Genomic DNA, 16,902 nt, shown 5'->3' on the forward strand with positions numbered 1-16,902 from the left:
AGCCACGTTCTGTCTTGATTATATCGTTCGACGCTGGCTTCGGTCCAATCGTTCCAGGCGTTCAACCCGCTCCATACGGCTGCTTTGCTGTTCATCATACATCTTCGCTTCGCGATCTCGCTCATCGTAGCTCGTTTCTCTGACTTCATCCAGTTTAACCAAAATAACGTCGGAACCGATCTTAACAATGTTCCTCCAGGGAATAACCAGATCCGTTCCACCCCCGAACAACCCCATGAACCGGCTGTAACCGGGTACCACGATGGCCTCGATCCGTCCCTGCTTGAGATCTAATTCCAGATCACTAATCTGCCCCAGACGTTTGCCATCCGTGATGTTAATGACATCCTTTGTCTGAAAATCCGAGATCTTCATCCCTCTTTGTGCCGACTCACTTGCGCTTACTTTCATCTGCCGCTCGCCCCCCGCCTAGTCCGCTTATACCGTTCAACGCTTCTATACAATATATGTTTTATAGGCGAAAAATGTCCTATTTTTCGGGGTATTCCTGAAATTAGTACAGCTTGATCCGTAACTGGGCGTTCTCTTTAAAGCCGCTCATCGATCGCAGTTCTCGCCAGACCTAATCGTATGTCAATAAAAATAGAAAAGACGACCAACGGATTACAACCGTTAGATCGTCCTTGTGAATGAAGTCATGTTACGTCTTCACGTGTTTCTGCATCTGCTGAATAGCCGATTTTTCCAGTCGGGATACCTGAGCTTGGGAAATTCCAATCTCGTCGGCAACTTCCATCTGTGTTTTGCCTTCAAAAAACCGCATGGACAGAATCATTTTCTCCCGCTGTCCGAGACGATGCATAGCCTCGCGCAGTGCAATTTCCTCAATCCACGACACATCCTTGTTTTTGTCATCACTGATCTGATCCATCACATAGATGGGATCTCCACCGTCATGATAGATGGGTTCGAATAATGATACCGGATCTTGAATGGCATCCAGTGCAAAAACTACATCTTCCTTGGGCACGTTCAATGCTTCGGAAATTTCAAATATGGTCGGTTCACGAGAATTTTTGTTGGTCAAACTGTCGCGAACCTGCAGCGCCTTATATGCGATGTCCCGTAATGATCGGGATACCCGGATCGGGTTATTGTCACGCAGATAACGACGGATCTCACCGATAATCATCGGTACTGCGTACGTTGAAAATTTGACATTCTGGGATAAATCAAAATTATCAATGGCTTTCATCAGGCCGATACAACCAACCTGGAACAGATCATCGACAAACTCCCCCCGATTGTTAAAGCGCTGAATGACACTGAGTACAAGCCGCAGGTTGCCATTCACTAATTTCTCTCTTGCTGAGCGATCATGGTGCTGCTGTAGGGAATGAAACAATTCCCGCATTTCTGTGTTGGTGAGGACAGGCAATTTTGCGGTGTCCACGCCACAAATCTCGACTTTGTTTCGGGTCATCGTGATTTACCTCCCAAGGAGAAACATTAATGTACATTATCTCCGGGGCAGGCTTTTTTATTCGTCCCTGGCATCCTTGCCATTAATACCCATTATATTAAAAGCACAGGATCAGACCATCTTATTAAACTCCTTGCGGAGTCTTTTAATGATTCTTTTTTCCAGACGAGAGATGTAGGATTGGGAGATTCCAAGCAAATCTGCAACATCTTTTTGTGTCTTTTCCTCTCCGTCCGTCAAGCCAAAGCGAAGCTCCATAATCATCCGCTCACGTTCAGTCAATTTTTCCAAGGCCTTGTGCAGAAGCTTTCGATCTACCTGCTCTTCAATATTTCGATAGATTGTATCATTCTCGGTACCCAGAACATCCGATAATAATAGCTCATTTCCATCCCAATCAATGTTGAGTGGCTCATCAAAAGAAACTTCTGTCCGAATTTTGCTGTTACGCCGCAGGTACATCAATATTTCATTTTCAATGCATCGCGAGGCATAGGTTGCCAGCTTGATTTTCTTTTCCGGATCAAATGTATTGACAGCCTTGATGAGCCCGATGGCTCCAATGGAAACCAGATCCTCAATGTTAATGCCTGTGTTTTCGAACTTGCGAGCGATGTACACGACTAGGCGAAGGTTTCGTTCAATCAGCATGGCGCGAATTGCAGCATCCCCGGAAGAGAGCTTTTGCAGCAAAAATTCCTCTTCTTCCCGCGTCAGTGGAGGCGGCAGGGCTTCACTGCCTCCAATATAATAGATCTCCTCACTTTTCAAACCAAGCAAAAATAACAGACGGTAATACTGCAGCTGCGCCACCAGTTTCCATTTCACAAGCATGTACGTTCCTCCTATACCACATTCAGCGGCTTTTCTGTTGCTCCCGCAGAGAGAGCCGTAGACTGCGCAGAGGCAGCGTCTTGCACAAGCTCAGGGTGAATGACCGCGCGGTACTTTCCTTCTGACGACAACACTCCGCCATCCAGCCCGATTAGTACTTTGGTTGTCTCATAGCTCATTTGATCCAATGTCACTCTCACCAGATCAGGCTTGATTGCCAGCATAAATGCCGTCCCTTTGTTGATACCACGATAGGGTACCAGTCTTAGTCGACCCTGCCAGCGAAAATCCTCCTGGTCCAGCTCCATAATGAGGTTGTCCGGTGCTTCATCCTTCAACCGGCCTTTCCAGGAAGCTGGCAGCATGTCTTGCCAAAGTGAAACCTCCATCACCATTACCGGCAGACGGGAAAGAGGGTCCGTGAGTTGATTGCCGGTATCGACAAGGCCTGTACAAGAAATCGTTACATCATCGATATAAACCTGCACTTCTCCCAGATAGGTTGTCATACGGTCTGATTTTCGCTTGGAACTTTGCACGGCTTTGAATAAAAACAGCACTGCAAAGAATACGATAAAAGTAAACCAGAAGGCGATCTTCAGATCAAAGGACATTCCGCCCGAAGCTGTATACCAAATTCCGTTAAACAGTTCGCCCGAACTCTGAAGCATGTAGTGTATACCTAAAATGCCTCCGGCAGCGACGAAGTTAATGACATAGAAGGTACCCAGATTCCTCATAAACACCTGGAGACCCTTAAAACCAAAAGCGATAAACAACATCACGAGTGACAAAACAAACTTGATCAAAAAGGTAAACATAAAATCAAACTCCGGTACAAACATCATAACGACATAAAGGGCGCCCACAATGGAAGACAGTAACCATCTCCACCAAACCAGCTTCGTTTTACGCATCCAGGCTGTGAGTCCGATGAGTGCACCGTCAATACACAGGTTTGTCAAAAAAATAAGATCAACATAAACGACCAACTCTTCACCTGCCTCGTACCAAATATCGGTGTAGCGTTGTTCCGATATTCTATGAGCATACACACAAGTATAAGGAGCTTCCTGTTCAAAGTCTGTCTAATCATGGGGGTGTCGTCTCAACTTTTTTTGTCGTATTTCCTCGTGACTCTTGTTCAGAATTTGTTCATTTCTGTTTGATATGCTGTAAATAGAAAACAGAAAAACCCGGTTTCTCCATAAGGAGAACCGGGTTTGAAATTAAATAGGAGTGCTGCTTAATCGTTATTGTTATTGCGTGAGCGATTGCGCAAAAATGTCGGAATATCCAGCTGATCACTGCTCGGCTGGTTTCCGAACGGGCGAAGATTAGGCGAGCGATTCTCAGCAGGCTCACTCGCTGGTGTCGGTTTGCGTCCTGGTGGTGGTGAGACAGGCTTGTCTTCAAAACCAGTAGCAATAACCGTAACCTTGATCTCTTCTTTCAAATTTTCATCAATGATGGCACCGAAGATCATGTTCACTTCCGGATCGGATGCAGATGTAACAATCTCGGCTGCTTCATTCACTTCATAAAGTGACAGGTTGATGCCACCTGTGATGTTCATGATAACCCCGCGAGCACCTTCGATGGATGTTTCCAGCAATGGGCTCATAATCGCTTTGCGAGCAGCCTCAGCCGCACGATTTTCACCTGTTGCTTCTCCGATTCCCATCAAAGCAGATCCGCGTTCAGTCATAATGGTTTTTACGTCTGCAAAGTCAAGGTTGATCAGACCCGGTACAGCGATCAAATCCGAGATACCTTGTACCGCTTGACGCAGTACGTTATCTGCTTGGCGGAACGCTTCAAGCATCGGCGTCTTTTTATCAACGATTTCAAGCAAGCGGTCGTTCGGAATGACAATCAGCGTATCCACTTTTTCCTTGAGAGCTTCAATCCCTTGCTCTGCATGGCTGGAACGTTTGCGTCCTTCGAAGGTGAATGGACGTGTAACCACACCTACGGTAAGCGCACCGCACTCTTTGGCAATCTCTGCGATGACTGGAGCTGCACCTGTACCTGTACCACCGCCCATACCGGCAGTTACAAATACCATGTCCGCACCTTTCAATGTGTTCATAATCAAGTCGCGGGATTCTTCGGCTGCTTTTTTACCTACATCCGGGTTGGCACCTGCACCAAGACCACGGGTCAGTTTATCACCGATTTGCAATTTATGTTCGGATTTCGCCAGATGCAATGCTTGAGCATCCGTGTTCACCGTTATAAATTCTACACCTTGTACACCATTTTCGATCATACGGTTGACTGCATTGCTTCCGCCGCCGCCTACACCGATGACTTTTATTTGAGCCAAGCTCTCCATCTCGAAATCAAATTCCAACATATTATTCCATCTCCCCCTCAATGTGCATGGATGGCCCGTCCAATTTTTGATTGAACCGAATCAATTTCATATATCGACGAACGAAGGCGTATATATTAATACCAGCGCATTCAGACGGCTTCTAGAAGTATGAAATAGATTCAACCTGTTATATAAATTCGCTGAACATATTTTTCAGCCGTTCGAACAAACCCGGTTTTTGCTCCGATTCCGGAGACGCACTCGGCTTAACACGGTTGGTCGGTTTCTTGTTGTTATTATTATTGTTGCTGCCACCGCCGCTGCTTACCGATGGACGAATGCGCAAACTGCGAATTACACTGTGCAAAATGCCGACACCGCTTGTGTAGCCCGGGTCGCGAACACCGATGTAATCCGGAACCGCAATTCGTACCGATGCAGCAAGCTCATGCTGAGCTACTTGCAGAACCCCTGGCATCGAGACGGTTCCTCCCGTTAGTATATAACCTCCGGGAAGCTCCGTGTAACCAAGGCGCTTCACTTCTTGGGAAATCATCTGGAATATTTCCTGAACACGCGGTTCGATAATCGCAGCAAGGTCCTCCTGCGAGAATTCCTTGTCCACATTGCTGCCGATTCGCGTGACTTTGAACATGACGTCAGCCGCAGCATCATCAAGCCATGCGCAGCCATATTTCAGCTTCACCTTTTCGGCTTGATCTGTTAAGGTACGCAATCCATACGCAATATCGTTGGTAACAAATTCTCCACCGATCGGCAGGGTTGACGTTGCAACAAGACTGTCTTCTTCAAAGACAGCGATGGTTGTTGCACCTGCTCCAATATCAACAAGAACAGATCCCATCGTTTTTTCGTCCTTAGATAAAGCAAGCTGGCCTGCTCCAAGTGACATGAGCACCAGATCGCTTACCTTCAGACCCGCTTTTTCCACGCAGCGCAAAAGATTATGTATCGCGGTTTTTGCACCCGTTATGATTGTTGCCTCAACTTCCAGTCGAACTCCAATCATACCCCGGGGATCCTGTATGCCCTCCAAGCCGTCTACAACGTACTGCTTGGCGACAACATCAATAATTTCCCGTTCCGGCGGAACCGCAATCACCTCGGCTGCTTTCAACACCCGTTCCATGTCTTCTTCTCCGATTTCACGATCCTCGTTAGACACTGCCACGACGCCGTGACTGCTCATCAGTCCGATATGATTTCCTGAGATTCCAACATATACTTCGGATATTTGAATACCTACCATACGTTCAGCATGATCCACTGCATTGCGGATTGACTGCACCGTCTGATCGATATCTACGATTACACCTTTGCGAATTCCCTCCGAGTCGGCAGATCCAACTCCAATAATATTAAAGGTTCCATTATTAATTTCCCCAATAATAGCGCGAATTTTGGATGTACCGATGTCCAAACTAACAATGATGTCATTGTTGCTCAAGTCTGTGGCACCTCCTGACTCCAATAGTAAAATACGTTCGGGTTTAAACACTCTTAAAACATATTCAACACACGTTAGGCTTTCCCTCTTTTTTCTACAATTTTTTTGGGTGCCAAGATCTGGTTGCGAGACATAAAACCTTGAAGAAAAAAGAAGGAGACAACTTATGTGCCATAAGTTCAAGTGTATCATTTTTTCTCCGTCTCAGAAAGAACAACTTTCACGGATGAAACAGGGTCAAACCCCGACCCTGCTTGGACTTTTCATTAACTGTCATACGTGATTGGCAAGAGGATCAGGGCGTTGCACCTGGCTCTTCACCATCTTCAGGGTCATCCGCGATAAAAGGCACGTACGTGTCTGCCTCAAGCATCGTGATTTTCCCTGGCCGTTCCGTCTCAATAACCTGATTCAGGTACTCCACCTTATCTGGCAGCTTGGAGATCGTGGTAATCACTTCAAATTGTGATTTGGTATACAAACGGATCTGATCCGGGAACGAAGGCGTAGGATTAGGAATAATCTCCGAAATATCCGTTGTCAATTCGTTTGGGATTTTGGCAAGTGTCTCACTCAATTGTTCTTTGAGCGGATCGTCTGCTTTCCACTGTGTCAGAATAGGCTTCTCCACAGCAACTCCGATATTGGCCGGAACATTCAAGCTTGTCCCACTGGCCAGGATAGCCTGGAGTGTACCATCCGCACCCAGTTCGTAAGCAACGGTTGGATACTCCTGAACCTTGATATGAACGATCCCCGGAAACTGCTTATCCACTGTCACATTCGCTACCGCTTTGAATGTCTTCAAACGCTCGATGACCTCAGCGGAGCTTGTCCCAAAGAACTGATCGCCTTCCTTCAAACCACTTTTCTCCAGCAGTTCGGAAGTTGTCGTGTATACATTACCCGTAATCTCAATACTCGAAATCCGGCTCATGGAAGAGCGGAAGAACAGCACGGCAAGCAATACAATAAAAAGAAGTAACAGAATAAGAACAATTTTACGGCTTGTGTTTCCTTTAGGCCGATTCTTCTTCAGAACCGGAATTTGACTTTTAGGCATAGGTCGCGCTCCACAAAGCCTTCGGTCCCCTCCCACAGCATTCTGAAGAAGGGGACTCAAAGGACGTTAATTGGCAAAATCCAGCTGTTTTGAAACGGGGGACTGTCGCTCAACCGAAGCTCCAAGGCTCTGGAACAACTTTTCGATGCGGTCGTACCCTCTGTCAATATGATGCACTTGCTCAACAACCGTTTTCCCCTGGGCAGCAAGGCCAGCAATAACCAGAGCTGCGCCTGCACGCAGGTCGGTTGCTTCGACTGTAGCTCCGTACAAACGCGGGACTCCTCGGATAAAGGCTGCATTCAGATCAACCGAAATATCTGCACCCATGACGTTAAGTTCATCCACGTGCTTGAAGCGCCCCTCAAATACCGTCTCCTTCATAACACTGAACCCATCAGCCAAACTGAGCAAGACCATGATTTGCGACTGCAGGTCAGTCGGAAACGAAGGGTACGGTGATGTTACAATGCGATCCACGGATTTGGGACGGCTCATACAGCTCACCGTCATTATATCATTGCAGACCGTGATTTGAACACCAGTGCGCTTCAACACATGTATAAGGGAAGTAAGGTGTGCCGGGTTGCAGTGTGTCAGGGTAACATTGCCTCTTGTCGCTGCTGCTGCAATCATGACGGTGCCGGCCACAATCCGATCAGGTATGATCTCGTAGGAACAAGGCTTCAGTTTCTCCACACCGTTAATCGTAATTGTGTCGGTGCCGGCTCCGATTATACTTGCACCCATCGCGTTGAGAAAATGCTGCAAGTCCTGAATCTCAGGTTCTCTGGCTGCATTGAATATCGTCGTTGTGCCCTCAGCTGTAACGGCTGCCATCATGATATTTTCCGTGGCACCCACACTTGGGAAGTCCAGATGAATATCCGTGCCCACCAGCTTACGGCCTCGACAGATAATCTGTTGATCAAGCTCTTCAATTGATGCTCCGAGCGCTTCCAGGCCCCGGAGGTGAAGATCAATCTTGCGTTCTCCGATGGCACAACCACCTGGCTGGTATACGGATACTTGCCCAAACTTAGCCAGCAATGGCCCCATCAAGAAAATGGAAGAGCGCATCTGTTTCATCAGATCCTCTGGTACATCATATGACCGGATAGACGATGTATCAATCGTCACTGTTCCCTGTTCATGCCGACACGTGCATCCAAGCCGTTCCAGGATATACAGCATTACTTCAATGTCCAGCAAGTGTGGAACGTTGTGCAGCGTGACTTCTCCATCTGCCAACAAACTTGCAGCCATGATTGGTAAAGCGGCATTTTTTGCTCCATGGATGCGTATGGATCCTGAGAGGGGTTTCCCGCCTTCAATCACCAATTTGTCCAATGTATCACCTCCGGGGTTTACCGCTCACCCACTGGAAAGACTTCCGGTACCAGGTTATACCGTTTTGAGATGATATAGTTGCTGTGAATTTGCTGCATAAGGGTGATAACGTCCTCTGCTGTAGCTTGACTGGACTGACAGTCAAATTGGCATGCAAGATGGATACCTGTAGGCCTCCCGTGTTTACCCTTTGGCTCTGCTGTTTGAAACAGCTGGGGCCGCTTGGGCACTGGGCGGATTTCGGAATACGCTGCCTGCGTACGCTTATGAAGTGGCAAAACGTCTATAATTTTTGACAAGCCCCATCACTTCCGAAATGATTTTGCGCTCATTATGCCAAGCTGGATATACAGCTTTTGGCACAACACTTCTCCGTTAATGTAGTACAGAGCAGCAATGCGCAAATTCCCTGTCCTCCTTGCTGTAACGTACCCTTTCGCCTGTCTCCAGCACAATCTCAGCGGATTGAAATATACGTGACACATCCGATCCATAAGCACCAGCGTTGAATGTACACAACTTCTGCCAGCAGGGCCCACTTCTTTGGCACTTACACAATCATCTTGGATAGCATGGAATGCTTCTGCCGTTACGCATAAATCATGCTGCTCAACATCCATAGAGGTCATCCTCCTGCTAAACGACAAAACCGTGATGCGGCGCCATGGAACGATTGTCACAATTTATACGGTATCTTATGTCAGTCCTGCCTTGTGTGTGACAATCGCCCAGAACACTCTTTACCTGCGTACAGCAAGCCTTTGAATTTCCTTCACCAGCACCTCGGCTGCATCCGGCTTGCCAAGTTCCCGAGACGCTGCGGCCATGCGTTTGCGGGCAGCTTCATCATTCATGATGCGGGCAATGGCCTCATATAACGCTTTTCCCGAAAGATCCTTCTCCAGCATCGTGACAGAAGCTCCGCCCCCTTCCAGTGTACGCGCATTTGCTTCCTGATGATTGTTTGTCACGTTAGGTGACGGTATCAGAATGGACGGAATGCCAAGCGATGTAATTTCGGCGAGGAATGACGCTCCTGCTCGATTTACAATCAAAGAGGTGCAGGCGAGAACTTCCGGCATATTATGCACGTAAGGAAGCACATGCAGATGATTAGGCATTGTTCCAAGTGAACTTCGTATCGCTTCCCGTGTCTCGTCAAAATAGGATTCACCCGTAACATAAACGACGTGCACATCCTCCAGCTTCTCCAGCATGGGAGCCATGTCCACCATCGCTTTATTGATGGCCTTTGCTCCGCGGCTGCCGCCAACAACCAGCACAACCCGGCTGTCCATTGGCACGCCCAGTGTGGCAAAGCCTCGATCACGGCTGGCCTTGGCAACCGTGGTCGCCCTCGGATTACCCGTGTACACTACTCTTTTGGCTCCCGAGAAAGCCTTCTCGGAGCCTTCGAAGCTAACTGCAACGGTATCCACATAACGAGTAAGGAACTTGTTGGTTAAGCCAGGGATTGCATTTTGTTCATGAATGACACTTGGAATCCCCAGTTTGGCAGCCGCATAAACCACAGGTCCACATACATAGCCGCCAGTTCCGATCACCACATCAGGTTTGAATTCCTTCAGCATTTTCTTCGATTTTCGGACGCCCTGAATAAAGCGCATAACGGTCTTCAGATTGTCCACGGACAACTTCCGTCGAAACCCTGTAATATCAATGGATTGAAAAGGAATGTTCTCCTGTGGCACTAACTTGCTCTCCAGTCCACGGGTTCCTCCAATATATAAAAATGTCGAGTCGGGATTCTCCGCCTCACATTGTCTTGCTATGGCAACGGCCGGATAGATATGTCCACCGGTACCGCCGCCGCTTAGTACGACTCGCATCGCATAGTCACCTCGCATAACGTGATAAGTTTAACAGTATCCCTAGTGCTGTCAGCATCAAGGTCAGAGATGATCCGCCATAACTGATCAGCGGTAGGGTTATTCCGGTAACGGGCATGAGCCCGATGACTACGCCGATATTGATAATGACTTGTACAGCCACCATGCCAATAATGCCTACCCCCAGCAAACTGCCAAAAGCATCCGGTACTGTCATCGCTACTCGCATACCTCTCCAGACCAGCACCAGGAACAATAGAAGTACAATGAGTCCGCCAATAAACCCGAGCTCTTCAGCCAATATAGAAAAAATGAAATCCGTTTGCGGTTCGGGCACATAACTGTATTTTTGCCGGCTCATCCCAAGACCCAGACCTGCCAGGCCACCCGGTCCGATAGCGTATAACGATTGGATGATTTGATAGCCGGCACCCAGCGGATCAGACCATGGGTCGAGAAAAGCCGTTATTCGTTTTAGTCGGTAAGGAGCAGCTGCAATCAACGCGGCAAATCCCATGGCTCCGCCAAGAGCAAGCAGCAGCAAATGTTTCATTCTTGCGCCTGCCGTAAAAATAATCAGCATGGATGCACCCATCATGACGGTGCCTGTCCCCAAATCGGGCTGCAGCATAATAATGCCGAAGGCGAGACCTATCAATCCAAGCGGGGGCAACAATCCGGTTGTGAATGTTTTAATTTTCCCCGGTTCCTTGCTCAGCCAGTGAGCCAAAAACAAAATCATGCCCAGCTTCATGAATTCAGAGGGCTGAATGCCAAACGATCCAATGCCGAGCCAGCTTCGTGCTCCCCCGCGGACCACACCGATCCCGGGAATTAACACCGCAATCAGCATAATAAAACAGGCGATCAATATCGGTTTAGCATATTTCCGCCAGACCCGGTAATCCACATTGGCTGTGACAAACATGGCAGCCAGTCCGAGTCCCGCAAATAACAACTGTCTTTTGACAAAATAAAATGAATCCCCATAGTCATGAAAAGCAAGCACCGAGCCCGCACTATAGACCATAATAATGCCGATGGCAAGCAATGCCACAATACAAATCAGGAGCCAGATATCCGGCGCCGGTCGCGTCTGTTTCATCAGGAGGCCACCCCTTGCATGGAAGTAGGGGCTTTTCCACCCCCCTACTTACAAGTTATGCGCCGCCTCTTTAAAAATGCGTCCCCGCTCCTCATAAGAAGCAAACATGTCCCAACTTGCACACGCCGGTGAGAGCAAAACGATATCACCAGGCGCTGCAAACTGCGACGCTTCCTGTACTGCAGCGGTTAACGTCTGGGCAGCATCCTCCTCATTATCGACGACCTTAATTTGCTTTAATCCCGCAAGTTCCGCGACCTTGGCGATTTTCTCCCGTGTTTCGCCGAGAGCCACAACCGCTTTTACCCGTTCCTGGAACAAGGGGAGCAGCTCCATCATGTCTGAACCCCGATCCAGTCCTCCAGCGATCAGCACGACCGGATCCTTGAAGGAATTCAATGCCATCACGGTTGCCTTCGAATTGGTAGCCTTGGAATTGTTATAGTACTTGGCACCATTGTGCTCCAGCACATATTCCAATCGGTGCTCAACCCCTTTGAATTCGGACAGGGGTACCTCAAGCACAGCCGGATCGGCTCCTGCCGCTACTGCAATAGCTACCGCAGCCAGCGCATTCCCAACATTGAATTGTCCTGGTATTCCAATGTTTTCAACGTCTATAACGATGTGATGGTTTCCTTGACCGTCGGCATATACCACCTGGCGTTTCACATCGTCCTCTTCTCCATCCACGTAAGGAGGATCTGCGTATACGCCTGCTTCCAGCTTCTCAGTCATGGAGAACGGAAGCAGCCTGCTTTTAATATAAGGAACCAACTCCCGGCATACAGGATCATCCCAGTTCAGTACCGCTACATCATCGGGAAGCTGATTGGCAAAAATTTTAGCTTTGGATGCGACATAGTCATCCATATCCCCATGATAATCCAGATGCGTTTCTGTAACGTTAAGCAGACTCGCAATCCGTGGACGGAAATGCACAGTCCCCTTAAGCTGGAAACTGCTGAGTTCAACGACCATCCAGTTATCGGCCGTAGCTTGTTCTGCCGCCTCGCTGAGCGGTGTACCGATATTGCCAGCCACAATCGGGTTCAAGCCTGCATGCTCCAGCATGTTGCCAACCCATGTGGTTGTCGTTGTTTTCCCGTTGGAACCTGTAATCCCGATCATCGGTGCTGCACAAAGGTGGTAAGCCACTTCCACTTCCGTAACAACCTCAATTCCGAGGGAAAGAGCCTGCTGTACTGGTGGCGCCTGATAAGGGATGCCCGGGTTTTTAACCACAAGCTTCACACCCTCATGAATCAGATCATCGGGATGGCCCCCGCATACAACAGAAATTCCCAAAGCCTCCAATTCGGATGCTTCGGGACACTGTTCCCTCTCTTTTTTATCATTCACTGTGACTTTCGCTCCCGCACGGTCCAGCACCTTGGCAACTTGCACGCCACTCTTTGCCAGTCCGAGCACAACAACCTGTTGACCGCGATATGATTCAGGATGGTTCATGATTTACAACCCCTTGTTGAGATAAAGTCCGAGCGCAGCCAAAATAGCACCAACTGCCCAAAAAGTAATAACAACCCGCCATTCTGACCATCCGCTTAATTCAAAGTGGTGGTGAATAGGACTCATTTTGAATACACGCTTGCCCCGGGTCTTGAACGATACCACTTGAATAATAACGGATAGAATCTCGATGACGAACACACCACCAATGATTACAAAAAGAAGCTCCGTCTTCGTAACAATGGCAACGGCACCAATGGCACCACCAATACCTAGTGAGCCTGTGTCTCCCATAAACACTTTGGCCGGATGCGCATTATATACAAGAAAACCAAGCACAGCGCCAATCATGGCTGCTGCACATACCGCTGCCGGCATAGACGTCGCCTGCATCGCTACAATGGCAAACGCCCCAAATGCAATAGCGCTGATACCAGACAGCAGACCATCCAGACCATCCGTAAAGTTAACGGCATTGGTGATCGCGAGCATCATGAACACGACAAACGGATAATAGAACCACCCCGTCCAGTCGAAGGAGACGGATGTTCCAGGGATCGAGATTGCTGTGCTGTGCCCATTCTGAATGAGCAAGAAACACATCACGGCGCTGAAAAACAGCTGTCCCAGCATTTTTTGTCTGGCGGTCAGTCCCAGAGAACGTTTGAATACAATCTTGATATAGTCATCCAGGAAGCCGATCAGGCCAAAACCGAGCGTAGCCACGAGCAGGACGTAGAAATCCGTATTTTTGACTGCTGAAAACTTCAAAAAGGCTAATGTAAATGCAAGCAGGATTACAACCCCGCCCATCGTCGGCGTCCCGCTCTTTTTCAGATGGCTCTGCGGCCCGTCTTCCCGAACCTGCTGTCCGAATTTCATTCGGCGAAGTAATGGAATCAATAGCGGTGCGGCAATCACCGCCAAAATAAATGAAACGCCGATTGTTAACAGTAATACCTGAAAATCCATGGGTTCACCCCTCTAGTCTACTCAATTCTGTAATGATGCTATTTTTAGTGATTCAACCACGTCCTCCAGCTTCATGCCCCGGGAGGCCTTGAACAAAACGACGTCTCTGGGATGCAATTTTTCCAGGAGGTAACGGGTCATCTCTTCCTTATTCTCAAATGCATGTACGGCTTCTGCCGGCATGTGCAGCTTCGCACCCTCAGCTATATTCACCGATAACGGTCCATAGGTTAGCACCATGTCCATTTTCCCTGGCGTAATATACTCTCCGATGCCACGGTGAAGCTCCTCTTCCTGAGGTCCAAGCTCCAACATGTCTCCAAGTACGGCTACTCGAGCACGATAACCTTTGAGTCCATCCAACACATCAATAGCTGCCTTCATCGACGTTGGACTTGCATTGTAGGCATCATTAAGCATCGTTAGTCCGCTGACTCCTTGAATAACCTCTATGCGCATACCCGTCAGTTTCAAGCTGGATAACCCGGAGGCAATCTGTTCGGCTGTTACACCAAAGTGACGTGCAACTGCAAGTGCAGCCAGACAGTTAACGACATTGTGTGTACCAAGCAGAGGAAGCGTAAGTGCTTGTTCCCCCAACTGTTTTGTCGTGAAAACAACACCGTTCTGCGCATTCATGAGTCCTGTCGGGTAATCATCATTGTCTGTCTGAAGTCCAAATGTAAATCGTTTCATTCCCTCGGGCTGCTTCGTTTCCGTTTCAGCCAGAACCTGCTTAATCAACGGCTCGTCTCCGTTATAAATCAACAGGCCGCCTGGTTTCATGCCTGCAGCAATTTCAGCCTTTGCTCTGGCAATCTCCAGCCTGGAGCCAAGCTGCAGCAGATGGGATTCACCAATATTCGTAATGATGGCGATATCCGGCTGAGCAATCAAAGACAATGCCTCGATTTCTCTGCGGCCGCTCATGCCCATTTCCAGAATCACAATCTCGGTATCTTGTTCCATGCTTAGCACCGTAAGCGGGAGTCCGATATGATTGTTGAAGTTTCCCTGCGTCTTATGCACCTTGAATTTGGTAGATAGAATGGCATCCACAATGTCCTTGGTTGTTGTTTTGCCATTGCTGCCGGTAATGCCCACCACGGCAGTTTGGCTCTCGGCCAAATAAGCAGATGCAAGCCCCTGCAGGGCAGCCAGTGTATCTTCAACAACGATGACTGCTCCTCCCTGCGGGGGAACACCATGGTCATTCTGCCATAACGCCCCTGCGGCTCCCTTTTCTAAACAGGCTTGCACAAATTCGTGTCCGTCAAACCTCTCGCCGACAAGCGGGATGAACAAACTGCCTTCTACTGGCTTGCGTGAATCCGTAAATACACCTTCAACGCGGATGTCACCGTAAGCAGTGTAGTCGTTTAGTGTTCCTCCGCACATTTCGGCCAATTGCGCTAATGTTCTTTTTATCAATTGGATTTGCCCCTTATCGCCTCTTTGGCTATGATCCGATCATCGAAATCCGTTTTGGTTGTTCCGATAATTTGATAGGTCTCATGACCCTTGCCCGCAATCAATACTACATCGGCTGGGCTTGCCATTTCAATAGCTTCATGTATTGCCTGACGACGATCTACGACCATGAGATAACGATCAGATGGTACGCCTTCTTCTACCAGACCTACTTCAATATCCTTGAGAATCAGATCCGGATCCTCCGTGCGTGGATTGTCAGAAGTTACAAATACGATGTCACTATACTTCGCTGCAATTTTACCCATTAATGGACGTTTGGTCCGATCCCGGTCTCCACCACATCCGAATACACAAATGACTCGACCTTCGGCAAACTCTTTTACCGTTCGCAGTACGTTTTCCAAGCCGTCCGGTGTATGAGCGTAGTCCACAATAACAGCAAATGACTGACCTTCGTCTACGGCTTCAACACGGCCATCCACACCAGGAACTGTCTCAAGACTGCGTTTAATCTCTTCCAAGGGTACTCCTTCAACAAGTGCAGCAGAGATAGCTGCCATGGCGTTGTATACGTTGAATTTCCCTACCATACGCAAGTTAATGTCTGTACTGCCTGCGAATGTATCCACATGGAAAGACGTGCCCTGCGATGTAATCGAGATGTTGGATGCCCGTACATCAGCATTATCTTCCATGCCATATGTAATGACTTCAGCTGCAGTCACGGATTTGAAATAATTGGCTGATGGATCGTCAGCGTTAATGACCGCAAATTTGCGACGGGAAGCACCCTCTGCAAACTCGTTGCCAAGTCTTGCAAAGAACAGGCCTTTTGCTGCGCGGTACTCTTCCATGGAATTATGATAGTCCAAATGATCTTGAGTCAAGTTGGTAAATACCGCAGTACGGAAATTGGTTCCTTTTACACGTCCCTGCTCCAGCGCATGTGATGAGACCTCCATTACACAGCAGTCCGTACCCGCTTGAACCATATCATACAGACTGCGCTGCAGATCGAGTGCTTCTGGTGTAGTTCCCGACATTGGATAGGTCCGACCGTCGTAACGCATTTGAATGGTACCAATCAAACCTGTCTTCTGTCCATGATCACTCATGATCTTTTCAATCAGATAGGTGGTGGTTGTCTTGCCGTTCGTTCCCGTTACACCAATCATATTCATCTTATGGCTTGGTGAGTCAAAGAAAGAGTCTGCAAGGACTGCCATTGCAAATCGACTGTCTTTGACCAGCAGCTGCGGTACAGGTAGTTCCAGTTGTCGTTCCACGACCAATGCTACCGCTCCGGCATTCACAGCTTTTTCCGCATAATCATGTCCATCTACCGTATGTCCCGGAAGACAGATAAACAGATCTCCCGGTTGAACCTGGCGGGAATCTGTCTGTAAGTTTTGGCATTCTGTATTAGGCTCGCCAATCAGGCGGGCAGTTGTCAGCTTCGATGCAAATTGTTTTAAAAGCACATGAATAACCTCACTTCTCCAAGTTTACTTCTGCTCAAGGCATTTCTTTTATTAATATCGTCCATATGACCATTTAATGAAACGCAACTTTTTGAATTTTGTTGCGCTAGG

15 protein-coding genes are annotated in these 16,902 nt (G+C 48.2%); all 15 read right to left on the reverse strand.

What is annotated here, in order from left to right:
- Nucleotides 1-18 precede the first annotated feature (18 nt).
- The 15 genes from F4V51_RS20480 to F4V51_RS20550 all read right to left on the reverse strand — a co-directional run bounded on the left by F4V51_RS20480 (nucleotide 19) and on the right by F4V51_RS20550 (nucleotide 16,791).
- Entirely contained in the window at nucleotides 19-411 is a 393-nt protein-coding gene (locus F4V51_RS20480; RefSeq protein WP_167301703.1) for a YlmC/YmxH family sporulation protein, read from the reverse strand.
- Nucleotides 412-661: 250 nt separating this feature from the next.
- Nucleotides 662-1,444 carry an RNA polymerase sporulation sigma factor SigG gene (gene sigG / locus F4V51_RS20485; RefSeq protein WP_095289985.1) on the reverse strand — a complete coding sequence of 261 codons (783 nt, stop codon included), beginning with the start codon at nucleotides 1,442-1,444 and terminating at the stop codon, nucleotides 662-664.
- 111 nt (nucleotides 1,445-1,555) lie between these two features.
- Nucleotides 1,556-2,278, reverse strand: coding sequence for an RNA polymerase sporulation sigma factor SigE (gene sigE, locus F4V51_RS20490; RefSeq protein WP_095289983.1), 723 nt, complete (start codon nucleotides 2,276-2,278; stop codon nucleotides 1,556-1,558).
- Nucleotides 2,279-2,289: 11 nt separating this feature from the next.
- Nucleotides 2,290-3,270: a sigma-E processing peptidase SpoIIGA gene (spoIIGA, locus tag F4V51_RS20495; protein WP_153980792.1), complete on the reverse strand. Its 981-nt coding sequence runs from the start codon at nucleotides 3,268-3,270 to the stop codon at nucleotides 2,290-2,292.
- A 254-nt stretch (nucleotides 3,271-3,524) separates the two neighbouring features.
- The gene (ftsZ, locus tag F4V51_RS20500) at nucleotides 3,525-4,637 is read right to left on the reverse strand and encodes a cell division protein FtsZ (protein WP_153979418.1); all 1,113 of its coding nucleotides are present in this window, start codon (nucleotides 4,635-4,637) and stop codon (nucleotides 3,525-3,527) included.
- A 148-nt stretch (nucleotides 4,638-4,785) separates the two neighbouring features.
- On the reverse strand, nucleotides 4,786-6,066 hold the full coding sequence (gene ftsA / locus F4V51_RS20505) for a cell division protein FtsA (protein ID WP_127537786.1): 1,281 nt from the start codon (nucleotides 6,064-6,066) through the stop codon (nucleotides 4,786-4,788).
- A 295-nt stretch (nucleotides 6,067-6,361) separates the two neighbouring features.
- On the reverse strand, nucleotides 6,362-7,129 hold the full coding sequence (locus F4V51_RS20510; RefSeq protein WP_153979419.1) for a cell division protein FtsQ/DivIB: 768 nt from the start codon (nucleotides 7,127-7,129) through the stop codon (nucleotides 6,362-6,364).
- 66 nt (nucleotides 7,130-7,195) lie between these two features.
- Nucleotides 7,196-8,479, reverse strand: a complete 1,284-nt coding sequence (gene murA, locus F4V51_RS20515) for a UDP-N-acetylglucosamine 1-carboxyvinyltransferase (protein ID WP_095359454.1) — start codon at nucleotides 8,477-8,479, stop codon at nucleotides 7,196-7,198.
- 305 nt (nucleotides 8,480-8,784) lie between these two features.
- Nucleotides 8,785-9,099 carry a hypothetical protein gene (locus tag F4V51_RS20520; RefSeq protein WP_153979420.1) on the reverse strand — a complete coding sequence of 105 codons (315 nt, stop codon included), beginning with the start codon at nucleotides 9,097-9,099 and terminating at the stop codon, nucleotides 8,785-8,787.
- Nucleotides 9,100-9,219: 120 nt separating this feature from the next.
- Entirely contained in the window at nucleotides 9,220-10,329 is a 1,110-nt protein-coding gene (gene murG / locus F4V51_RS20525; protein ID WP_153979421.1) for an undecaprenyldiphospho-muramoylpentapeptide beta-N-acetylglucosaminyltransferase, read from the reverse strand.
- 7 nt (nucleotides 10,330-10,336) lie between these two features.
- The gene (spoVE, locus tag F4V51_RS20530) at nucleotides 10,337-11,434 is read right to left on the reverse strand and encodes a stage V sporulation protein E (RefSeq protein ID WP_095359456.1); all 1,098 of its coding nucleotides are present in this window, start codon (nucleotides 11,432-11,434) and stop codon (nucleotides 10,337-10,339) included.
- A 48-nt stretch (nucleotides 11,435-11,482) separates the two neighbouring features.
- Entirely contained in the window at nucleotides 11,483-12,904 is a 1,422-nt protein-coding gene (gene murD / locus F4V51_RS20535) for a UDP-N-acetylmuramoyl-L-alanine--D-glutamate ligase (protein WP_153979422.1), read from the reverse strand.
- Nucleotides 12,905-12,907: 3 nt separating this feature from the next.
- The gene (gene mraY, locus F4V51_RS20540) at nucleotides 12,908-13,876 is read right to left on the reverse strand and encodes a phospho-N-acetylmuramoyl-pentapeptide-transferase (RefSeq protein ID WP_095289967.1); all 969 of its coding nucleotides are present in this window, start codon (nucleotides 13,874-13,876) and stop codon (nucleotides 12,908-12,910) included.
- Between the two features lie 21 nt (nucleotides 13,877-13,897).
- Nucleotides 13,898-15,304 (reverse strand): UDP-N-acetylmuramoyl-tripeptide--D-alanyl-D-alanine ligase, encoded by a 1,407-nt coding sequence (locus tag F4V51_RS20545; protein WP_153980793.1) that lies wholly within the window; start codon nucleotides 15,302-15,304, stop codon nucleotides 13,898-13,900.
- Nucleotides 15,304-16,791, reverse strand: a complete 1,488-nt coding sequence (locus F4V51_RS20550; protein WP_153979423.1) for a UDP-N-acetylmuramoyl-L-alanyl-D-glutamate--2,6-diaminopimelate ligase — start codon at nucleotides 16,789-16,791, stop codon at nucleotides 15,304-15,306. The genes F4V51_RS20545 and F4V51_RS20550 overlap by 1 nt, the downstream gene beginning before the upstream one ends.
- Between the last annotated feature and the right edge of the window lie 111 nt (nucleotides 16,792-16,902).

The sequence above is a fragment of the Paenibacillus xylanilyticus genome (genome assembly GCF_009664365.1).
Taxonomy (GTDB): Bacteria; Bacillota; Bacilli; order Paenibacillales; family Paenibacillaceae; genus Paenibacillus; species Paenibacillus xylanilyticus_A.